Source organism: Candidatus Mycalebacterium sp. (assembly GCF_977828045.1).
In genome coordinates, this window is sequence record NZ_CDWCUL010000010.1 from 125,666 (window position 1) to 144,100 (window position 18,435).

An 18,435-nucleotide genomic window follows, 5' to 3' on the forward strand; every position below is an offset into this window, starting at 1 on the left:
GCTTACTTCGCCCTCTTCCGCGCCTCTTTGTTTTCACAGATAAAAACGCCGTCCTCATCCGGTTTTTTGCCGCCAATCATAACGGTCACCCTGTGCTTCTTTCCGGGATTGACCTTAACCGAGCAGTAGTCCGGCTGAATGGGAAACTCCCTGTTCCCTCTGTCCGCGATAACCGCGAGCCGTATGCGCGAGGGTCTTCCGTAATCCATTACGGACTCTATCGCCGCGCGCGCGGTTCTGCCGGTGGAAATTACGTCATCAACAATAACCACATCCATCGCGTCAACGCTGAAAGGCATCTCGTTGGCGCACGCCTGAGGCAGATTGCCCCTCCCAATGTCATCGCGGTAAAGAGTTATATCAAGAACGCCCAGAGGCGCGGGTTTGCCGGTTAGTGCGGATAAAAACCGCGCCATTTGCCGCGCGACCACCTCGCCCATAGTCTTTATACCGACAACGCAAAACCCGCCGCGCGCGGAGTCTTTCGCAATTCGCCGCGCGGTTTCCTCCACGGCACCGTTAAGCGCTTGTGAGTCCATAACAGTTTCCAGAATTTTGCCGCCGTGCCGTATCATCATTCAATCCCCGAAAAAATCCTCTCCCATCTGATTTCGGGAATGAGTGAGTTTTCAAATCTCCACGACCAGTGAATTATTACCGCTTTGCCAACAACATCTTTTTCGGCAATCGCTCCCCAGAAACGGCTGTCGCGGCTGTTGTCGCGATTGTCTCCCATAAGAAAAACATGCCCGGCGGGCACGGTGAACGGATAAATGATGTCGCCCTTGTGTGTGGAATAGCGCCCTTTTTCGTAGATAACGGTAACGTCCTTGTCTCCGAACTTCTGAATATATTTTTCCATCGGTACGGCGTCATACGGCCCCACATATGACTGCGGAATCCCCGACCGGTTAACGTAAATGTTTCTGCCCTGTATGCGGACAACATCGTTGCCCATGGCGACAACCCTTTTGATGAAATAAGTCTTTTTTGTTTTACCGGGACCCTGCGGTTTTTTGAAAACCACAATGTCGCCTCTTTTGATTTCGCCGCCTTTGAAAATGGCATTGTCCGTAAACGGAATCCGCGTTCCGTAAGCGAACTTTTTCACTATGATGTAGTCGCCGACCAGAAGAGTGGGCTCCATTGAAGATGACGGGATTTTGAAAGGCTGAACGATAAACGCCCTAACGCAAAGCGCGAGAAGAATGGCAAGAAAAATTGATTCAAGGTTCTGTCTTAAAACTGACTTGGGAGTCCCGGAGCCGTTGCCGAAAAAGCCGAACATATATAACCGCTTGAAAATTGGCTCATATTATAGACGCGGTGCGAAAACTATTCAAATGACCTGCCGCACCTTTCCACGGAAACAACCCCTTCAAGCATTGAAAGGGAATCAACAATTTCCTCAAGATGCTTTATGTTTTTCACCTTCAGAAGAAAACTGTATTTTTTGCCCTCTTTGAATCTTCCCGTCTGCTTCATCACTGTTTTGACGCCCAAATCGTCTATGGTTTTGTCAACGGAGGAAAGGACTTCATCTTTGTCCCGGCAGGTTACGGAAATCCCCGTGGTCGCCTTTCCTCTGAAATCTTTGCGCCACTCCACCTCCACATCCGTCTCGCCGGTGCCGTCTTCGCACATGCCGCAGACGGACGAATGAACAACCACACCGCTGCCGCGCGTTATATGTCCGATAATTGGCTCGCCGGGAACAGGAAGGCAGCAGATTGAAAAACGCGTCATCACTTTTTCTTTACCGACCAGAATCATCTTTCTGCTTTCGGGATCGGCAACTTTGTCAAGAATCCTCTCTATGCGCCCCATTTTTTCCGGCGCGATTTCCGAGCCGGGGTCAATAAGTTTCTGCAAATCAGTAGCCGAAACGCGCCCGAAACCGACCATTCGGAAAAAATCATCGGGGTTTGAAAAGCCAAGTTTTTTAAGCGGTTTTAAAATCTCGCCCAGCTTTATCATTGAGTTCAAATTTTTGCCCGCCGCCGCGAGACGCCTTTCGCATATCGCCCTGCCAATATCCAGAGACTTATCCCTGCGCACCGCAGACAGATGCTTTCGTATTCTGTTTTTAGCCTGTGGCGTAATCACAATGGAAAGCCACTCTTCGGACGGACTCACCTTTGTTGAAACCTTTATTTCAACAACATCTCCGGTTTTGAGAGGCGTGTCCAAAGGAACTGATTTCCTGTTAATAACCGCCTTGTCGCACTTGTTTCCGATGTTTGTATGGATGCGGTAGGCAAAATCTATCGGGGTTGAGCCGACCGGAAGCTCAATGAGTTCGGCTTTGGGCGTGTAAACGTAAATCACGCTCGACTCAAGTTCGGCTTTGAGCGAATTCAGAAATTCCGCCGGACGCGCGTCGTTGCTGTCTTCGGCAAGGTCGCCGATTCTTGAAAACTGACGCGGGATTTCAGTCGCCGCTCCGGCGACTTCATTTTTCTTGTAAATCCAGTGAGCGGCGATTCCCTTTTCCGCGAATTCGTGCATGAGCCGCGTTCGTATCTGAATCTCCATCTGGTCTCCGTCTGACGAAATCACCGTTGTGTGAATTGACTGATAGCCGTTGCTTTTCGGAAGCGCGATGTAGTCCTTCATTCTTCCGGGAACGGGATTCCACAAGCTGTGAATCTCACCGAGAACAACATAGCAGTCGCTTTTGGATTCCGTTACAACTCTGAAGGCGATGATGTCATGAAGCTCGTCCAACTCCATATTCTGCCACTTCATTTTGCCGTAAATGCTGTAAAAGTTTTTCACCCTGCCCGACACTTCGCATTTCATTCCCTCTTCGTGCAGGCGTTTTTCAAGTTTTACGGTTGTTTCCTTGATTTTGCGCGCGCGGCGTTTGCCGCCTTTTTTGAGTTTTTGCTCAATCTTGGCGTATTCACGCGGATTGAGAAACTTGAATGAAAGGTCTTCAATCTCCGAAGCGAGCCACCCTATTCCAAGCCGCCGGGCGAGCGGAGCGTATATCTCAAGTGTTTCTTTGGCGATTTTTCTTCGTCTTTCGGGAGGAAGAAACTCAAGCGTCCTCATGTTGTGAAGTCGGTCGGCGAGTTTTATTAAAACCACGCGCACATCTTTTGCGGTCGCGAGAATGAGTTTTCTGAAATTCTCCACCTGCCTCTCCTGATCACTTGAATAGGAAAGTTTGCTAACCTTTGTTGCGCCGTCCACGAGGCCGGAGATTTTATCGCCGAACATACGGTTTATGTCTTTAGGGGTCGCGAGCGTGTCTTCAACGGTGTCATGCAGAAGCCCTGTCGCGATTGTGTTTGCGTCAAGCCCCAGCTTTGCGAGAATGAGGGAAACCTCAAGCGGATGGCTCAAATACGGTTCGCCCGAAACCCTTTTTTGCCCCGCGTGAACTTTCGCGGAATACACATACGCCTTTTTTATAAGGCCGATGTCCGATTCAGAAAGCGAACCGGACGCGCCGGCTTCGTCAAGAATGTCATTAAGTCTTATCATACCGCGCTCCCTTTAAAACACATTCCCTACTACAAATAGGCGGCTTTGATGCGGTCTATTCTGTCTTTTCGTGTTCTGAATATCTCTATTGCGGTTTCAATTTCTTTCCGCGCCTCGCCAAGTTTGCTGTTCACAATCACATAGTCGTATTGATGGATGAGCGAAAGCTCATCTTTGAGGGAAACAAGCCGTTTGTTTATGCTTGTGTCGGTTTCGGTATTTCTTTTTTCAAGGCGCTCTCTGAGCACTTCAATGCTCGGCGGAACAACAAAAAACAGAACCGCTTCGGAAAATCTTTCCTTGATATTGCGCGCACCTTTGACATCCACATCAAGAACCACATCCGTTTCCCCGCCCGCCGTGTCGGACGCTTTTTTGATTTGGTTCCACGGCGTTCCGTAACGGTTGCCGTGAACCTCTTCCCATTCGGCGAAATAGCCGTCGTTTATGCGCTGGTCAAATGTGTTGTTGTCAACAAAATCGTAGTCCCGCGCATCGCCCGCGTCTTCGGGGCGGCGCGGACGCGTTGTGCAGGAAATTGAAAAATCAATCTCCGGCATAACGTCTCTCACATGTTTTACCAGAGTCGTTTTGCCGCTTGCAGACGGTCCTGAAATTACAAATATCATCGCGCGGGAATTATATCTTAAACGGCGTAAAACTTAAAAAGAGGCGATTTTGTCCGCGTCAATTTCACGCAGAGAGCGCACGATAAAATCCGCACTCAAAAGCGCTTCGGCGCGGTGCGAATTGGTAACCGCCACGCATTTCATTCCCGCCGCTTTTGCCGCCGTGACTCCGTGCGGAGAATCCTCTATGGCAACACACTCCCGCGCGGCGGCGGCCGGGGAAAGCACGCCCGATGCGTTCAAACCTCCAAGAGCGCGAATGAAAATTTCGGGGTCGGGCTTGCATTTTTCACAATCCTCCGCGCTCGCGATAAAAGAAAAACAGTCGGTAACACCGCCGCGAACGAGAACCGCCTCAATCTCCTCTCTCAAAGCGCCGGACGCTATGGCGAGAGGAAATTCCGCCGCCGTGAGCGATTTTACAAGGTCAAGAGCGCCTTCAAAAAAAGCGCATTTTTCAAGCATTGTAGAGGCGATGAGCGATTTTTTTTTCACAAAATCCGACACCTTCTCCGCACTTGCGTTTTTGCCATTTTCCCGAAGCAGTGTCGCGAAAAAGTTTTTGTCATCAAGGGCGAGATACTTTTCAAAATAATCGTCTTCCGGAATCTCAATCCCTTCGGGCGCGAGGAGTTTTCTGAAAGCATCCAGATGGACTTTTTCGGTGTCGGCGATAACGCCGTCAAAATCAAATATCACAGCCCTTGCCATTGCGCGCCTCTTGCTGTGATACTATAAAGGATATTTCAACCGAGAGGTTTTCTATGAGTTATTACAAACCCGAAGACTTAAAAAAATTCGCCGAAGTCGGAGGTTTTGCGAAAGATTTGATGGATAAATTTTTTGACTATTACAACGCCGCCACGCAAGAAGACGGCTCTCTGACCAAACGCGAAAAAGCGCTCATCGCGCTCGCCGTGGCACACTCAAAACAGTGCCCATACTGCATAGACGCCTACACGAACAGGTGCATTGAAACCGGCGCGGGTCCCGAAGAAATGACCGAAGCGGTTCATGTGGCGGCTTCAATGGATGCGGGAATTGATTTAATTCACGCCGTTCAGATGCGAAGCACGATGAAGAAAAACGGCGCTCTTTGAAGAAAAACCCCGGAAATGCGCAAAAACACGGTAGAAAAAAACTTCGGTGATTTCATCAGAGAAAGGGATATTGACCTCTCCCCGCTTTCGCTGAAAACCCTGCAAATCAACATAACAAAACTGTGCAATCAGACGTGCGTTCACTGCCATGTTGACGCTTCGCCGAAGCGAACCGAGCAGATGGATTTAAAAACCGCCAATCGCTGTCTTGAAATTCTCGCCGAAGACACGGTGGAAACGCTTGACATCACGGGCGGAGCGCCCGAACTTAATCCGCATTTTGACTATATTGTTGAGCGCGCGGCGGAAATGAAAAAACGCGTGATTGTGCGCCACAACCTAACGGTTACGATTGACGGAAATCCGGTTACGGGCGAGAGCAAAGAGTATCTGCCCGATTTTTTTGCGCGGCACGGGGTGGATGTGGCATCGTCCCTTCCGCACTACGAAGAGTATTTTACGGACAAGCAGAGAGGCAAAGGCGTGTTTGAAAAAAGCGTTAAAGCCGCACTGATGCTCAATAAGCGGGGATACGGAAAAGACAAGAGCGGGCTTATTCTTGATTTTGCCTACAATCCGCCCGGCGACTACCTTCCGGCTGACCAGAACGATCTGGAAAAAACCTTCAAAGAAAAACTGCGGGCGAAACACGGCATAGAGTTCAATAACCTCTACTGCATAACGAATATGCCGATTAACAGGTTTCGCCAGTATTTAATCAGGGAAAAGAAATACGCGGACTATATGGACAAACTCATCTCCGCATTCAACCCCGCCGCCGCTGAAGGGGTTATGTGCAGAAACATGATAAGCGTTGACCACGAAGGAGCTCTTTACGACTGTGACTTCAACCAGATGCTGAGTATGTCTGTTACGCGCGAAAACGGAGATAAGGCGACCGTTTTCAACTCATCGCTGAAAGAGATAGCGGGTCGCGGCATAATCTTCGGAAGCCACTGCTTCGGGTGCACCGCCGGAACGGGAAGCAGTTGTGGAGGGGAAACCGCTTGAATGAACACCGTTGCGGTCTTTCTTAAACACCCCACGCCGGGAAAAGTAAAAACCCGAATGGCAAAAGACATCGGAAACGGGCGCGCCGCGGAAATTTATGCGTCTATGGCGGAAACGGTTATGAAAAACATCGGAGAAAAACATTCGTTTTGCGTGTTTTACGACCCGCCGGAAATGAAAAATGAAATCGTCCGTTGGCTCAGCGGGCGGGCAACGGATTTTGTCGCACAAAAGGGAGAAACGCTTGGCGAAAAAATATCAAACGCGATTGATGACCGCGTGTCGGCGGGAAACCTCAAAGTGGTCGTCATTGGAACCGATTGTGTTGACATAACGGCGGAAACAATCACGGACTCATTTGAGCGGCTGGACACCGCGGACGCGGTCATCGGGCCCTGCGAAGACGGCGGCTACTACCTCATAGGGCTCAAAACAAACCGCGCCGAACTTTTCAGCGGCATAGATTGGAGCACGGACAGGGTTATGGCTCAAACACTTGAAAAAGCGCGAAAACTGCGCCTCAATGTGAGCGTTCTGAAAACCTTGCGCGACATAGATTGCGCGGACGACCTCAATCCGCAAGTTATGGAAAAATTGAACGGGCGGACGGCTGAATGACCGGAGCATCTCCGCTTGAACCCGCTTTTGCGCTCGCGTTTTTGTCGGGAGTCGCGTCATTTCTGTCTCCGTGCATTTTCCCACTTGTTCCCGGATATCTGTCCGCGCTGACCATGAGAAACGGCAAAACTGAAATGCCGTCCGGAAAATTTTCGCTGCTTGTCCCGACCGTTCTTTTTGTCGCCGGTTTCGCGTTCGTTTTTTCGCTTATGGGAACATCGGCGTCATTTCTTGGCTCGTTCCTGTCCGAAAACAGAGCGATTCTCGCGACCGTGTCAGGCGCGCTGATTATGGTTCTGGGACTGATTACAATGGACATTGTAAAAATTCCGGCGCTCCGGAGTGAAAAAACCCTGCGCTTCCAAACTCAAAGAGGCGGACCCGTTTACGTATTTCTGCTCGGTTGCGCTTTTGCGTTTGGGTGGGTGCCGTGCATAGGGCCCATGCTTGCGGCGATTTTGTCCTATGCGGCTTCGTATCAGGATCCCGTGCGGGGGTTCGCGCTTCTGCTTGCCTATTCAGGCGGACTTGGAATGCCGTTTGTTGCCGCCGGGTTGATTTTTTCACGGTGGCGCGCCGTGTCATCCATTGGGAAAAAATACTATCCCGTTTACAAATATGTCGTGGGTACGCTCATGGTCGGTATGGGTTTTCTTATTGCGGCTGACTTTTTGTTCTATGTGAATGTGTACGGGCGGAAACTGTTTGATTTTCTGGGTATTGACTTCTGGACAAAAATTTGAACCGCGCACCTGTGCTTATTTGACTAAGGCCTTGTCTTGCCATAATATTGGAAAGGTTCTCCGCACCCGGGAGGTTGGTTTTATGCCTTGTTATGAATACGAATGCTCAAAATGCGGCGACACTTTTGAGTTTCTCCATCTCGACAATAACGATGTCGTAAAGTGCGAAAGATGTGGAACAAAAAAGGTCAAACGCCTTCTTTCCTCATTCGGTTTCGGATTCAAAGGTTTTGGAACTTCCCCGGCATCTCCCACCGACCCCACCCGCTCTGAAACAGTCGGCTCTGAAGCAACCGGCTCTGAAGCAACCGGTTCTGAAGCAACCGGTTCTGAAGGCGGAAACGAAACGGCTTCGGGCGGCGGATGCGGTTGCTCTTCGGGCGCTTGCGGTTGTGGCTGAAAACTTTTATTTAAGAGATTAAAATGGCAAAAGAAAAAGATTTAAAAAAATCCGCGCTTGAATACCACAAACGGGGAAGAAAAGGGAAACTTGAAGTTGTTCCGTCAAAGCCGTGCGCGACTCAGTGGGATTTGTCTCTTGCCTACTCGCCCGGTGTGGCGGAGCCGTGCAGAGAAATCGAAAAAGACCCTGACACCGCTTACGAATATACAAACAAAGGGAATCTCGTCGGCGTAATTTCAAACGGAACCGCCGTTCTGGGGCTCGGAAATATCGGCGCGCTCGCGGGCAAGCCGGTTATGGAAGGCAAAGGCGTTCTTTTCAAAAGATTCGCAGACATTGACGCCTACGACATTAACATCAACTGCTCCGACGCCGACCAATTCATTGATATTGTGGAAAGTCTTGAGCCGACCTTCGGTGGAATCAATCTTGAAGACATCAAGGCGCCGGAGTGTTTCAAAATTGAAACCGAACTCAAAAAGCGGATGAACATTCCGGTTTTTCACGATGACCAGCACGGAACGGCGATTATTTCGGGCGCGGGTCTTTTGAATGCGTGTGAACTTTCAGGCAAAAAACTTGAAGATTTGACGATGGTTTTCAACGGCGCGGGAGCGTCCGCAATTGCGTGTGCGGAACTGTTCATCTCTCTGGGCGCGAAAAGGGGAAACATTATAATGTGCGACAGCCGGGGCGTCATATACAAAGGGCGCGGCGAGGGAATGAATCCGCAAAAAGAGATGTTCGCCGCAGACACCAAACACAGAACCGTTGAAGACGCGATGAAGGGAGCGCAGTGCTTTGTGGGTCTTTCAAACGGAGGCGCGGTCAGTCAGGACATGGTTAGAAGCATGGACAGCAACCCCATAATTTTCGCGATGGCAAACCCCGACCCCGAAATTTCCTACGAAGACGCCACAAGCGCGAGAAAAGACGATGTGATTATGGCAACGGGGAGATCGGACTACCCCAATCAGGTCAATAACGTTCTGGGATTTCCGTTCATTTTCCGCGGCGCGCTTGATGTGAGGGCGAAGTCAATAAATGAAGAAATGAAAATTGCCGCCGTGGAAGCTCTCGCCGCTCTCGCAAAAGAGCCGGTTCCGAAAAGCGTTATCAAGGCATACGGCGGAGACCCGATTGAGTTTTCACCCGATTACATTGTGCCAAAGCCCTTTGACCCCCGCGTGTTGCCGTGGGAATCCGCCGCAGTTGCCGAAGCCGCAATCAAAACCGGCGTGGCACGGATTAAAATAGACGTCAAAAAATACAAGCAGTCGCTTGAAGATAAAGTCCAAGACCAACTTTGAGTTTTCGCGCCGTCATCTTTGACATGGACGGGGTGCTGATAGACAGCGAACCCCTTTGGGAAGAAACGGAAACCAAACTTCTCAAATCAATGGGCGCGGAATACGACCCCGATTTCAGAGACAACGTTGTGGGTTTGAGTCAGGTTGACTCATCAAAACTGATTATCGCCGAGTTCGGTCTGGACTGCTCGCCCGAAGAGTTGATGGAAAAGCGAATAAATCTTTTGCTTGAGATTTATTCACAGAAACTGACGATGTTTGACGGCGTGAAACCGCTTATTAACGGTTTGAGAGAGCGGGGAATTAAAACCGCGCTCGCATCAAGTTCTCCGATGAAAGCAATTTCCTTTGTGCTTGAAAAGTTTTCAATTCGCGGACTTTTTGACGCCGTTGTGTCGGGAGACTGCATAAAAAACGGCAAGCCCGCGCCGGACATCTATCTGCTCGCGGCGGCGGAAATGGGCGTTGGTCCGTCCGAATGCGCGGCGGTTGAAGACTCCCCGAAAGGCGCACAGTCCGCCGTCTCCGCCGGAATGTTCTGTATCGCCATTCCCGACAAACGCCTCAACGCCAAAGAGTTTGAAATTTGCGATGCGATTTGCGAAAACATAGGCGAAACCGAAGCGGTGATTCTCGCGCGTTGACATAACCCCCACGCCTCAATACACTCTCCGCTGTTCACCTTTTTCATTAGAAACCCGCAAAGTCGGGTCTCTGTGAATACAAGACCCTCGCGGGAAATAAACAGAACTTTCAAACCTCTGGTGAAGAAGGTGAACAAGGCCCGGCACCTTGTTCAGACAATCGGGCTGTGTGTCAAATGGGCGTTGAACCTTACACACTGTTCACCGGCGATAACCTGCCGATTATGCGGGGAATGGACGATGAGTCCGTTGACCTGATTTATTTAGACCCGCCGTTTAACAAAAACAAAGATTTCAAAGCCCCTATTGGAAGTGAAGCCGCCGGAGCCGCTTTCAAAGACTGGTGGACTCTTGACGACATCAAAGAGGAAGAAATCGGGGAAATCGCAAAGCAAAATCAGGCGTTATCAAATCTGATAGAAGGAATTGGAGCCGTTAACGGAGACAGAGACAAAGCGTATTTGACCGTTATGGCTATCCGCTTGCTTGAAATGCATCGGATACTGAAACTTACGGGGAGTATTTATCTACACTGCGACACTACAATGAGCCATAGCTTAAAACTTGTTATGGACGCAATCTTTGGAGAACAGAATTTTCGCAATGAAATCATATGGTCTTACCATCGATTTTCTCGTGTTTCAAAAAGACAGTTTGCCAAAATGCACGATGTAATTTTGTTTTACTCCTCAAGCACAAAGAAAAATTGTTTCAATGAACAGTACATAGAAAGGCGTAGAGACAAACCTTACGATGTAAGACATGACAGAAAAAAAGTTCTGGTTTATAACTGGGAAAAATTTAATGCTACATCTGATAGTTTGCGAATAGAAGGATACAAAATTGTAGATAGCACAAAAAATCAAGTCAAAATAGGTTCAGTATGGGACATACCGATTCTTAATTCCCAAGCAAAAGAACGCACTGGCTACCCGACACAAAAACCACTCGCTCTTTTGGAACGGATAATCCTCGCGTCAAGTAATGAAGGAGACATCGTACTTGACCCGTTTTGCGGTTGTGCAACAACCCCGATTGCCGCAATGCGAATTGCCCGCAAATGGATAGGCATAGATTTGTCCGAGAAAGCAGTTGAACTAATCAATATCAGAATGAAAAGAGAGGGCCTGTTTAGCAATTTCATACATCGTACGGATATTCCCCGGCATTCAAACGAAGCGACCGACAGCAAGGACATAAAAACAATTCTTTACGGAAAGCAAAGAGGAGTTTGTAATTTGTGCGTAACGCATTTCCCGTATGTCAATCTAACCATTGACCACATAACTCCGACAATTCAGGGTGGAGCGAACAAGGACTACAACAAACAACTTCTATGCGGACACTGCAACAGCGTTAAAGGCGGAAATCGCACAATGGCACAGGCAAAAGCGCGTCTCAAAGAAATAAATGCGGAATACGCAAAACACCCCTAACCCTACTCCGGAAAATAAAAATCAATCAACTTTCCATTGCCGTTTGCGATGTTCGCCCACAAATCCGCGTCCGTTTCAATATGGGCAATTCCGCAGGCGGGAACATTATCAATCGCCTCGCCGGTCAGAATGTTTGCCAAATCGGTTATCGCGAAATTGTGGCAGAAAACCGCAACCGCCTGAAACCTCTCGTCTATCACCGATTCAATCGCTTTCAAAAGATAGGCGGAATTAAAAGTGTAAAACCTTTCGTCCGTAATAATCTTTTCGGACTGAAAGCCGGCGGACTGCGTTACAAGTTTCGCCGTGTCAAACGCCCTTCTCGCCGGGCTTGAATAAACGGCGTCAAAATGCGCATCTTTCCCTTTCAAACGCTCACCCATTTTCGAAGCGTCTGACAGTCCGCGCTCATTGAGCGGACGCTCAAAATCCGCGACTTTCTGTCTGCGGTCTGACTTTGCGTGCCTGATTAGAAAAAGCGTTTTCATTTAATTCGCGCAAGTTTTTCAATTAATTTCCTCGCGTGCTCAACAGACGGAGCATAAAACTTTGCCTTGCTCGGACCGGAGCCGATTTTAATTGAATACGCATCCGCCGGAAGTTCTGAAAACATATCTTCATCTGTCACATCGTCTCCCATCGCAACAATGCAGTCCCACTTACCCGCGAACCAGCGGCGGATTGACGCGCCTTTGTTTATGGCGAAATGCCTGACCTCTATAACTTTGTTGCCTTGCATAACTTGAACATCAAGATTTTGTACGGCGTTCGCAAGCGCCTCGTTGAGCTCACCCGTTCTGACCGCCGCGAGAGAAGGGTCGGCCTTTCTGTAATGCCACGCCAGAGAGTAGTCTTTCTCCTCCACGAATGAGCCGGGAGTTCTGTCCGTGAAAATTTCAAGAATCAGCGAAACCTCTTTTTTCCACTCGGTTTTAACAAACACCCCGCGCTCCCATTTACCACCGTCTTTTATCCACGCGCCATGCTCGGCAACAATCGCATCCGCGCAGTTTCCAAGCCATTTTGAAAGGGTTTTTCTATCTCTGCCGCTCACAATCACAAGCTTGGCAAGCGGGTTTGAAGCGATTGCCCGCAGATGTTTCTTGATTTCCGCATCCGGTTTGGCGTCTTCGGGGTTTTCCGTAAACGGAACAAGTGTGCCGTCATAATCGGTAAGAACTATGCACTTGCGGCTCGTGCGAAATTTTTTGACAATCTCGTTAGACGCGTTTTTTGAAAGAATCCTTGATGACATCGCGGACTGCCGCCGCTTTTGCTCCCGCAGGCGGTCAAGAAAATCGGTTTTCCAGCGCGCGAGGTCATAGCGCGTGAGCCGCTTCCTCATCGCGTCCATGTTGCGTTTGCGCTCCGCGGCGGGCATTTCAAGCGCGGACAGCAAAGCGTCCGACACCGTTGAAAGGTTGTTTGGATTGACGATAAATGCCTCGCCGAGTTCACGCGAAGTTCCGGCCATTTCGCTCAAGATAAGCGCTCCGCGCCCGTCCGGACGCGATGCAACATACTCTTTCGCGATAAGGTTCATTCCATCCCGCGCGGGCGTTATGAAAAGAACATCGGCAAGAGAATAGAGCGAAACCATTCCCTGAAAATTGAATGAACGGTAAAGATATTTCACCGGCTCCCATTTGAGAGTTCCCCATTTGCCGTTTATTTCGCTGACCATACGCTCAATTTTCGAGCGCAGTTTTTCGTAGAGTTCCACTTCGGTGCGCGAAGGAACGGCAATCAGTAAAAGCACCGCCCTGCCCCGCCACGAAGGGTTTTTCTTCAAAAAAAGATCGTACGCTTCAAGCCGTTTCTCTATGCCTTTTGTGTAGTCCAGCCGGTCTATTGAAAGAATTATGCGGCAGTTGCCGGGGAAAAGATTCTTTTTTCTCTTTACGTTGTTTTTGACCGCTGCAGTGCGGCACGCGGCGGAAAACCTGCGCACATCCACACCCATTGGAAACATGTCCGCTTTTACAAGACGGTCGCCGACCGAAAAAACACCGAGGGAGTTGTCAATCCTTTTCACCCTTCTCACGGTTTCGGTAAAATTGCGCACATAGTCAAAAGTGTGAAAACCGATTAAATCTGCGCCAAGCAAGCCGTCAAGAATCTCGGAACAGCCCGGAATAAGGCGGAAAACATCGGATGCCGGAAAAGGCGTGTGCAGAAAAAAACCTATTTCCGCATCCGGAAGGCGCTTCCTGAGCAGAAGCGGAAGAAGCATCAAATGGTAGTCGTGAACCCAGATTGTGTCGCGCGCGCCCGCGACTGAAACGACTGCGCGGGCAAATTTTTCATTTACTTTGCGGTAGGTTTCGTAGTCGCGCCCGCCGTATTCGGCGAACTGCGGAAAATAGTGAAAAAGGGGCCAGATTGTGGAATTGCAGAAGCCGTTGTAGTAGCCGTCCGTTTCGCCGTTAGTCAAAAAAATCGGCGACAGATTTTTTTCCGCGAGAGAGCGCTCCAACCCGCGCTTGTCTTTTGTGTTCAAAAATGATGAATCGCCGGGCCAGCCGACCCAAACCCCTTGTTTTCCGGAACCCGCGCCGCCAAGCCCCGTGGCAACACCGCCGACATTGCGTTTAAGTGAAAATCCTCCCCTCTCCGCCGGACTGACGGAAACCGGAAGACGGTTTGAAACTGTTATTATCTTTGCGGTCATCAAACGGAAACGGGAGAAGTTGTTTTTGAGTATAATACACCTTCGCAACCGCCATGAGAATAATAAAGAGAATGCTCGCTGCGGCTGTTATCGCGATTGTTGCTGTTTTGATTGTATGGTCTTTCAACAAGCGCTTTTCGCAGGAGCGCGGAAACTGGCCTGAATCGCCGCTTGTCGGGCGTGCCGCACCCGCTTTTTCACTCACAACATTTAACGGAAAGACGCTTGAATTGAGCGATTTTGCCGGCAAGCCCATGGTGCTCAATTTCTGGGCTTCGTGGTGTCTTCCGTGCGCGGACGAAGCGGCGGACTTGAACAGAGCCGAAAAAAAATACGGCGGCGGGGTTGTTTTCATAGGAATTAACGTGATGGATGACTTTGAAGACGCGATAGAGTTCGCGGCGAAGCACAACATCGCCTATCAAAACGCCTACGATCCTGAAAAAACCGTACATATTGACTATGGAGTGGCGGGCGTGCCGGAAACTTTCTTTATCAGCCCGGACGGAAAAATATGGGATAAAATCACGGGACCGGCCACTTACACGGAAATATCAAAAATCCTCGCGTCCGTTACGATGAAGCAAAATTGACATGGCAAGTTTTTCCGTAAAAAATCCTCCCGTCCCCTTCCCTTAAAATGACTTTCAATCAACTGCTTCAGAGCGCATCGCTGACAATTCCCGAACTTATCCTTTGTTTTGTCGGGCTTGTGCTGATTGTTTCGGGTCCCATACTCAAAAAGACTGCCGGAAAACACCTCCACTCAATACCCGGAAACCTTGTCCGGTTGGCATGCGTTGTTGCTTTCTACTTCAACCTTGAAAGATTTGACTCCACCGCGAGCGTATTTTCCGGCTCACTCACGCTTGACCCGTTCGCGGGCTATTTCAACGGTGTCCTTCTATTCAACGCCATAGCGGCAACCTTTTTCGCCAAACCGTATATACGCGACCACGAAAAATTGCGCGAGTTTCTGGCGCTCGTGGTTTTCTGCACGGCGGGAATGATGTTTATGGTTGAATCAGTTGAGTTTGTGGCGTTTTTCGTTGCGTTTGAGACGATGTCAATTTGCGTTTACGCACTTTCGGGGTTTTCGCGAAACATTGTTTCATCCGCCGAAGCGGGATTCAAATACCTCATAACCGGAGGGTTTGCCTCGGCGGTTTTGCTGCTCGGCATAGCGCTTCTCTACGGAGCGACGGGAACACTTTCCCTCGCGGAAATCGGAGCCGCATTTTCAAACGCGCCTTCAAACCCGATGCTCATAACCGGAGCCGCGCTTGTTCTTGCGGGATTTATTTTCAAAATCGGAGCCGCGCCGTTTCATCAGTGGGTTCCCGATGTGTATCACGGCGCGCCGATGCCGGCGACCACTTTTATGTCCGTGGGCGTGAAGGTTGCGGCGTTTGCCGTTTTTTCCCGCTTCGCCGTTGAAATAGGAAACTCCGGGGCATGGGGATTTGAGGGAATAATCACCGTTGTCGCGGTTCTAACAATGGTTGTCGGTAATGTGGCGGCAATCGCGCAGAAAAACATAAAAAGAATGCTTGCCTATTCAAGCATCGCGCACGCGGGCTACGCGCTTGTCGGAATCGCCGCCTGGGTTTCAGGCGAAAATGTGGACGGATTATCGGGCATTTTCTACTATATGTACGCCTACGCAATAATGACGCTGGGCGCGTTTGGCATTATTTCACTGCTCGGCAGAGACGGCGATGAACGGCAGACTTTCAGCGATATTTCGGGGCTTTGGAAAACAAACCCCGCGCTCGCGGTTGCGCTCGCGGTCTTTATGTTTTCCCTCGCGGGAATACCGCCCACAATCGGATTTTTCGCCAAATACAAGGTTTTTGCCCCCGCCGCGCTCGAGGGACTTCACTGGCTTGTTATAATCGCGCTGGTAAACAGCGTTGTTTCCGCTTATTACTATTTGAAAGTGCTGGTATTTGCTTTTATGAGACCCATATCCAAACAGCAGACGGGAGAATGGAGGCTTGAACCTGAATCGGTTTTTGCCATTGCGGTTCTCTGCGCGGCGGTGGTGCTGCTGGGAGTTTTCCCTATCTATCCGAACGCTGGTTTTATTGATTCCGCGGCACAGGCGCTGATTGGAAAATGACAAAAAATAACGGCGGATTTGGAAATCAGGTGGCGGCAATCGCGCTTTTTCTCTTCGGCGCGATTATCGCCGTGAGCCTCGTGATGGGCGGCTCGCTGTCTCCACTCGGCGGTGGAGCGGTCGGATGGATTGGAAAGTTCATATCAAAAATTCTCGGAACCGTTTTCGGAATCAGTTCATATCTTATTCCGGCGGGTTTCTTCTATTTCAGTGCGCGTTTCATGCTGTCCAAAATGGACCTTGCGAACGGTGCGCAGCGAACGGGCGCTTTTGCCGGACTGCTTGTTTCGTCCGCTCTGTTTGCCGCGCTTGCTCTTGAAGGAGTCTTTTTGAACCACCTGACCATTGTCGGCGCGGGAGGAAATCTGGGTGCGCTGATTCTGAATTTCACCGATGACAGCATCGGCTCTTTTGGCTCATACATAGTCGCGGTTACGGTTATGGCGGGATGCCTGATTTTTCTTTTGGAAACAAATCTGGTCGCGGTCGCGACCGCGTTTTTCAAAGTGGTAAAACTGCTCGGCGCCGGAGCGGTTGCGGTTTTGAAGTTCTGCGTTCCGCTGTTTATGAGCGCGCGCGCCGCGTCAAAAGCCCTGTTTTCCTTCATCGTTAAAACCGTGAAAAAACGCGGGGAGAAAGCAAAACCTTCCGCGCGCGAAAAACCGCCCGTAAAGACCGGGCCCTCTCCCGCTCCGCCTGAATCGCCGCCGTGCGGGGAAAAGAAGGATGAAACTCCGCCGAAAATTGTTGTAACGGAAAAGGAACCGGAAAAACCGCCGTTGAAAATCGTGCCTGACAAAAGCGCGGAAGAGCAAAAACCGCAAAGGAGTTTCAATCTGCCTCCGATTGATCTTCTTGACAAACCCGCAGGTGTTCAAGCCAACATTGACCAGGAAGCCGCGTATGCAAACGCGCGCCTGATTGAGGAAAAACTTCAAGGGTTCGGCATTGAGGGCAAGGTGACGGAAATCAAGCCGGGACCGGTAATCACCATGTTTGAATACAAACCCGCGCCCAATGTCAGGGTCGGTAAAATCGCATCTCTCAGCAACGATTTGGCCATGAGTTTGAGCGCTCTAAAAGTGAGAATTATATCGCCTATTCCGGGCAGGGATGTGGTCGGCATTGAGGTTCCGAATCAGGTGAGGGAAACGGTCTGCCTCAGGGAGTTGATTGAAAATCAGAAGTTTGCCAAAAGCGGCCCGCTGACAATTGCGGTTGGAAAAGACATATCGGGCACGCCCTATTACACTGACCTTGCCACCGCGCCGCACTTGATGATAGCGGGAACAACCGGTTCGGGAAAAAGCGTGCTTATGAACTCCCTGCTCGCAAGCATGTTCTACAAAGCCGGCCCCGACCGCCTGCGTCTTCTTATGATAGACCCTAAAATGCTTGAATTTTCCATATACGAAGGCATACCGCACCTGCTTCACCCGATTGTAACCGAGCCGCGAAAAGCGTCCGCCGCGCTCAAATGGGCGGTTGGAGAGATGGAAAACAGATACTCGCTTCTGTCCGGGAAAGGCGTGAGAAGCATAGATTCCTACAATGCGAAAATAGAGGGCGAAGAAGGCGCGGACTCGGCGAAAATTTTGCCCTACATTGTCATTGTGATAGACGAACTCGGCGATTTGGTAATGTCCGGCACGAACGACACGCAGGGGGCAATAATCAGGATTGCCCAAAAGGCGCGCGCGGCGGGTATTCACCTTGTGGTCGCAACTCAGCGCCCGTCCGCCGATGTGGTTTCGGGGCTTTTAAAAGCGAACATACCGGCGAGAATATCCTTCCTCGTCTCCTCAAGAATCAACTCAAACATAGTGCTTGACGCGCCCGGAGCGGAAAGTTTGCTCGGCAAAGGAGACATGCTTTTCCTCAAACCCGGAGCCGTTTCGCTTGAAAGAATTCAGGGTGCGCTTATAACAGACGACGAAAGGGAAAAAATCGTTAAGTTTCTGAAATCGCAAGGCGGTCCCGTGTTTGATGAAAAAATCGCCGAAGTCATCAACAAACCCGAACAATCGGAAAACGGCGGCGGAGACGGAGAGCGGGACGATATGTATGAACAGGCGCTTGAAGTGGTCAGAGCGGAAGGGCAGGTTTCAATCTCAATGCTTCAGCGCCGCCTGAAAATCGGCTACAACCGCGCCGCAACAATTGTTGAACAGATGGAAAGAGAGGGGATTGTCGGCGAGCATCAGGGAGCGGGAAAAGCGAGAGATGTCAATCTGCCAAGTGAGGAACAGTAAAAAC

17 protein-coding genes and 1 pseudogene are annotated in these 18,435 nt (G+C 50.0%); 11 read left to right on the forward strand and 7 right to left on the reverse strand.

What is annotated here, in order from left to right:
• Positions 1 to 2: 2 nt before the first annotated feature.
• Genes pyrR through ACY430_RS02815 form a run of 5 tightly spaced genes read right to left on the reverse strand, consistent with a single transcriptional unit; the run spans position 3 to position 4,832 of the window.
• The gene (gene pyrR, locus ACY430_RS02795; protein ID WP_462137369.1) at positions 3 to 578 is read right to left on the reverse strand and encodes a bifunctional pyr operon transcriptional regulator/uracil phosphoribosyltransferase PyrR; all 576 of its coding nucleotides are present in this window, start codon (positions 576 to 578) and stop codon (positions 3 to 5) included.
• Positions 575 to 1,288 carry a signal peptidase I gene (gene lepB, locus ACY430_RS02800; protein WP_462137370.1) on the reverse strand — a complete coding sequence of 238 codons (714 nt, stop codon included), beginning with the start codon at positions 1,286 to 1,288 and terminating at the stop codon, positions 575 to 577. The genes pyrR and lepB overlap by 4 nt, the downstream gene beginning before the upstream one ends.
• 47 nt (positions 1,289 to 1,335) lie before the next feature.
• Entirely contained in the window at positions 1,336 to 3,492 is a 2,157-nt protein-coding gene (locus ACY430_RS02805) for a RelA/SpoT family protein (RefSeq protein WP_462137371.1), read from the reverse strand.
• A 29-nt stretch (positions 3,493 to 3,521) separates the two neighbouring features.
• Entirely contained in the window at positions 3,522 to 4,121 is a 600-nt protein-coding gene (gmk, locus tag ACY430_RS02810) for a guanylate kinase (RefSeq protein WP_462137372.1), read from the reverse strand.
• Positions 4,122 to 4,154: 33 nt separating this feature from the next.
• Entirely contained in the window at positions 4,155 to 4,832 is a 678-nt protein-coding gene (locus ACY430_RS02815) for an HAD family hydrolase (RefSeq protein WP_462137373.1), read from the reverse strand.
• Positions 4,833 to 4,885: 53 nt separating this feature from the next.
• Here ACY430_RS02815 and ACY430_RS02820 point away from each other — a divergent pair, with 53 nt between their 5' ends.
• The 8 genes and pseudogenes from ACY430_RS02820 to ACY430_RS02855 all read left to right on the forward strand — a co-directional run bounded on the left by ACY430_RS02820 (position 4,886) and on the right by ACY430_RS02855 (position 11,386).
• Positions 4,886 to 5,221, forward strand: coding sequence for an arsenosugar biosynthesis-associated peroxidase-like protein (locus tag ACY430_RS02820; RefSeq protein ID WP_462137374.1), 336 nt, complete (start codon positions 4,886 to 4,888; stop codon positions 5,219 to 5,221).
• A 15-nt stretch (positions 5,222 to 5,236) separates the two neighbouring features.
• On the forward strand, positions 5,237 to 6,232 hold the full coding sequence (arsS, locus tag ACY430_RS02825; protein WP_462137375.1) for an arsenosugar biosynthesis radical SAM (seleno)protein ArsS: 996 nt from the start codon (positions 5,237 to 5,239) through the stop codon (positions 6,230 to 6,232).
• Positions 6,233 to 6,850, forward strand: coding sequence for a TIGR04282 family arsenosugar biosynthesis glycosyltransferase (locus tag ACY430_RS02830; protein WP_462137376.1), 618 nt, complete (start codon positions 6,233 to 6,235; stop codon positions 6,848 to 6,850).
• Positions 6,847 to 7,593, forward strand: a complete 747-nt coding sequence (locus tag ACY430_RS02835; protein WP_462137377.1) for a cytochrome c biogenesis CcdA family protein — start codon at positions 6,847 to 6,849, stop codon at positions 7,591 to 7,593. The genes ACY430_RS02830 and ACY430_RS02835 overlap by 4 nt, the downstream gene beginning before the upstream one ends.
• An 82-nt stretch (positions 7,594 to 7,675) precedes the next feature.
• Positions 7,676 to 7,993: an FmdB family zinc ribbon protein gene (locus ACY430_RS02840; protein ID WP_462137378.1), complete on the forward strand. Its 318-nt coding sequence runs from the start codon at positions 7,676 to 7,678 to the stop codon at positions 7,991 to 7,993.
• Between the two features lie 23 nt (positions 7,994 to 8,016).
• A pseudogene (locus ACY430_RS02845) lies at positions 8,017 to 9,282 on the forward strand (malic enzyme-like NAD(P)-binding protein); the annotation flags it as partial.
• A 20-nt stretch (positions 9,283 to 9,302) separates the two neighbouring features.
• On the forward strand, positions 9,303 to 9,950 hold the full coding sequence (locus ACY430_RS02850; RefSeq protein WP_462137379.1) for an HAD family hydrolase: 648 nt from the start codon (positions 9,303 to 9,305) through the stop codon (positions 9,948 to 9,950).
• 176 nt (positions 9,951 to 10,126) lie between these two features.
• Complete coding sequence (locus tag ACY430_RS02855) at positions 10,127 to 11,386, forward strand: DNA methyltransferase (protein WP_462137380.1); 1,260 nt, start codon at positions 10,127 to 10,129, stop codon at positions 11,384 to 11,386.
• 2 nt (positions 11,387 to 11,388) lie between these two features.
• Here the strand turns inward: ACY430_RS02855 and ACY430_RS02860 are convergent, their stop codons facing one another.
• Together ACY430_RS02860 and ACY430_RS02865 are read right to left on the reverse strand one after the other, a co-directional pair.
• Positions 11,389 to 11,874: a SixA phosphatase family protein gene (locus tag ACY430_RS02860; protein ID WP_462137381.1), complete on the reverse strand. Its 486-nt coding sequence runs from the start codon at positions 11,872 to 11,874 to the stop codon at positions 11,389 to 11,391.
• Entirely contained in the window at positions 11,871 to 14,057 is a 2,187-nt protein-coding gene (locus ACY430_RS02865) for a bifunctional alpha,alpha-trehalose-phosphate synthase (UDP-forming)/trehalose-phosphatase (RefSeq protein ID WP_462137382.1), read from the reverse strand. Before ACY430_RS02865 ends, ACY430_RS02860 begins: the two co-directional genes overlap by 4 nt.
• Positions 14,058 to 14,110: 53 nt before the next feature.
• On the opposite strand from ACY430_RS02865, the gene ACY430_RS02870 reads away from it, so the two are divergent.
• From ACY430_RS02870 to ACY430_RS02880, 3 genes are read left to right on the forward strand one after another with little or no spacing between them, the layout of a single operon-like run.
• Positions 14,111 to 14,650, forward strand: coding sequence for a TlpA family protein disulfide reductase (locus tag ACY430_RS02870; protein WP_462137383.1), 540 nt, complete (start codon positions 14,111 to 14,113; stop codon positions 14,648 to 14,650).
• 47 nt (positions 14,651 to 14,697) lie between these two features.
• On the forward strand, positions 14,698 to 16,179 hold the full coding sequence (locus ACY430_RS02875; protein WP_462137384.1) for an NADH-quinone oxidoreductase subunit N: 1,482 nt from the start codon (positions 14,698 to 14,700) through the stop codon (positions 16,177 to 16,179).
• On the forward strand, positions 16,176 to 18,431 hold the full coding sequence (locus ACY430_RS02880) for an FtsK/SpoIIIE family DNA translocase (protein ID WP_462137385.1): 2,256 nt from the start codon (positions 16,176 to 16,178) through the stop codon (positions 18,429 to 18,431). The genes ACY430_RS02875 and ACY430_RS02880 overlap by 4 nt, the downstream gene beginning before the upstream one ends.
• Positions 18,432 to 18,435 lie beyond the last annotated feature (4 nt).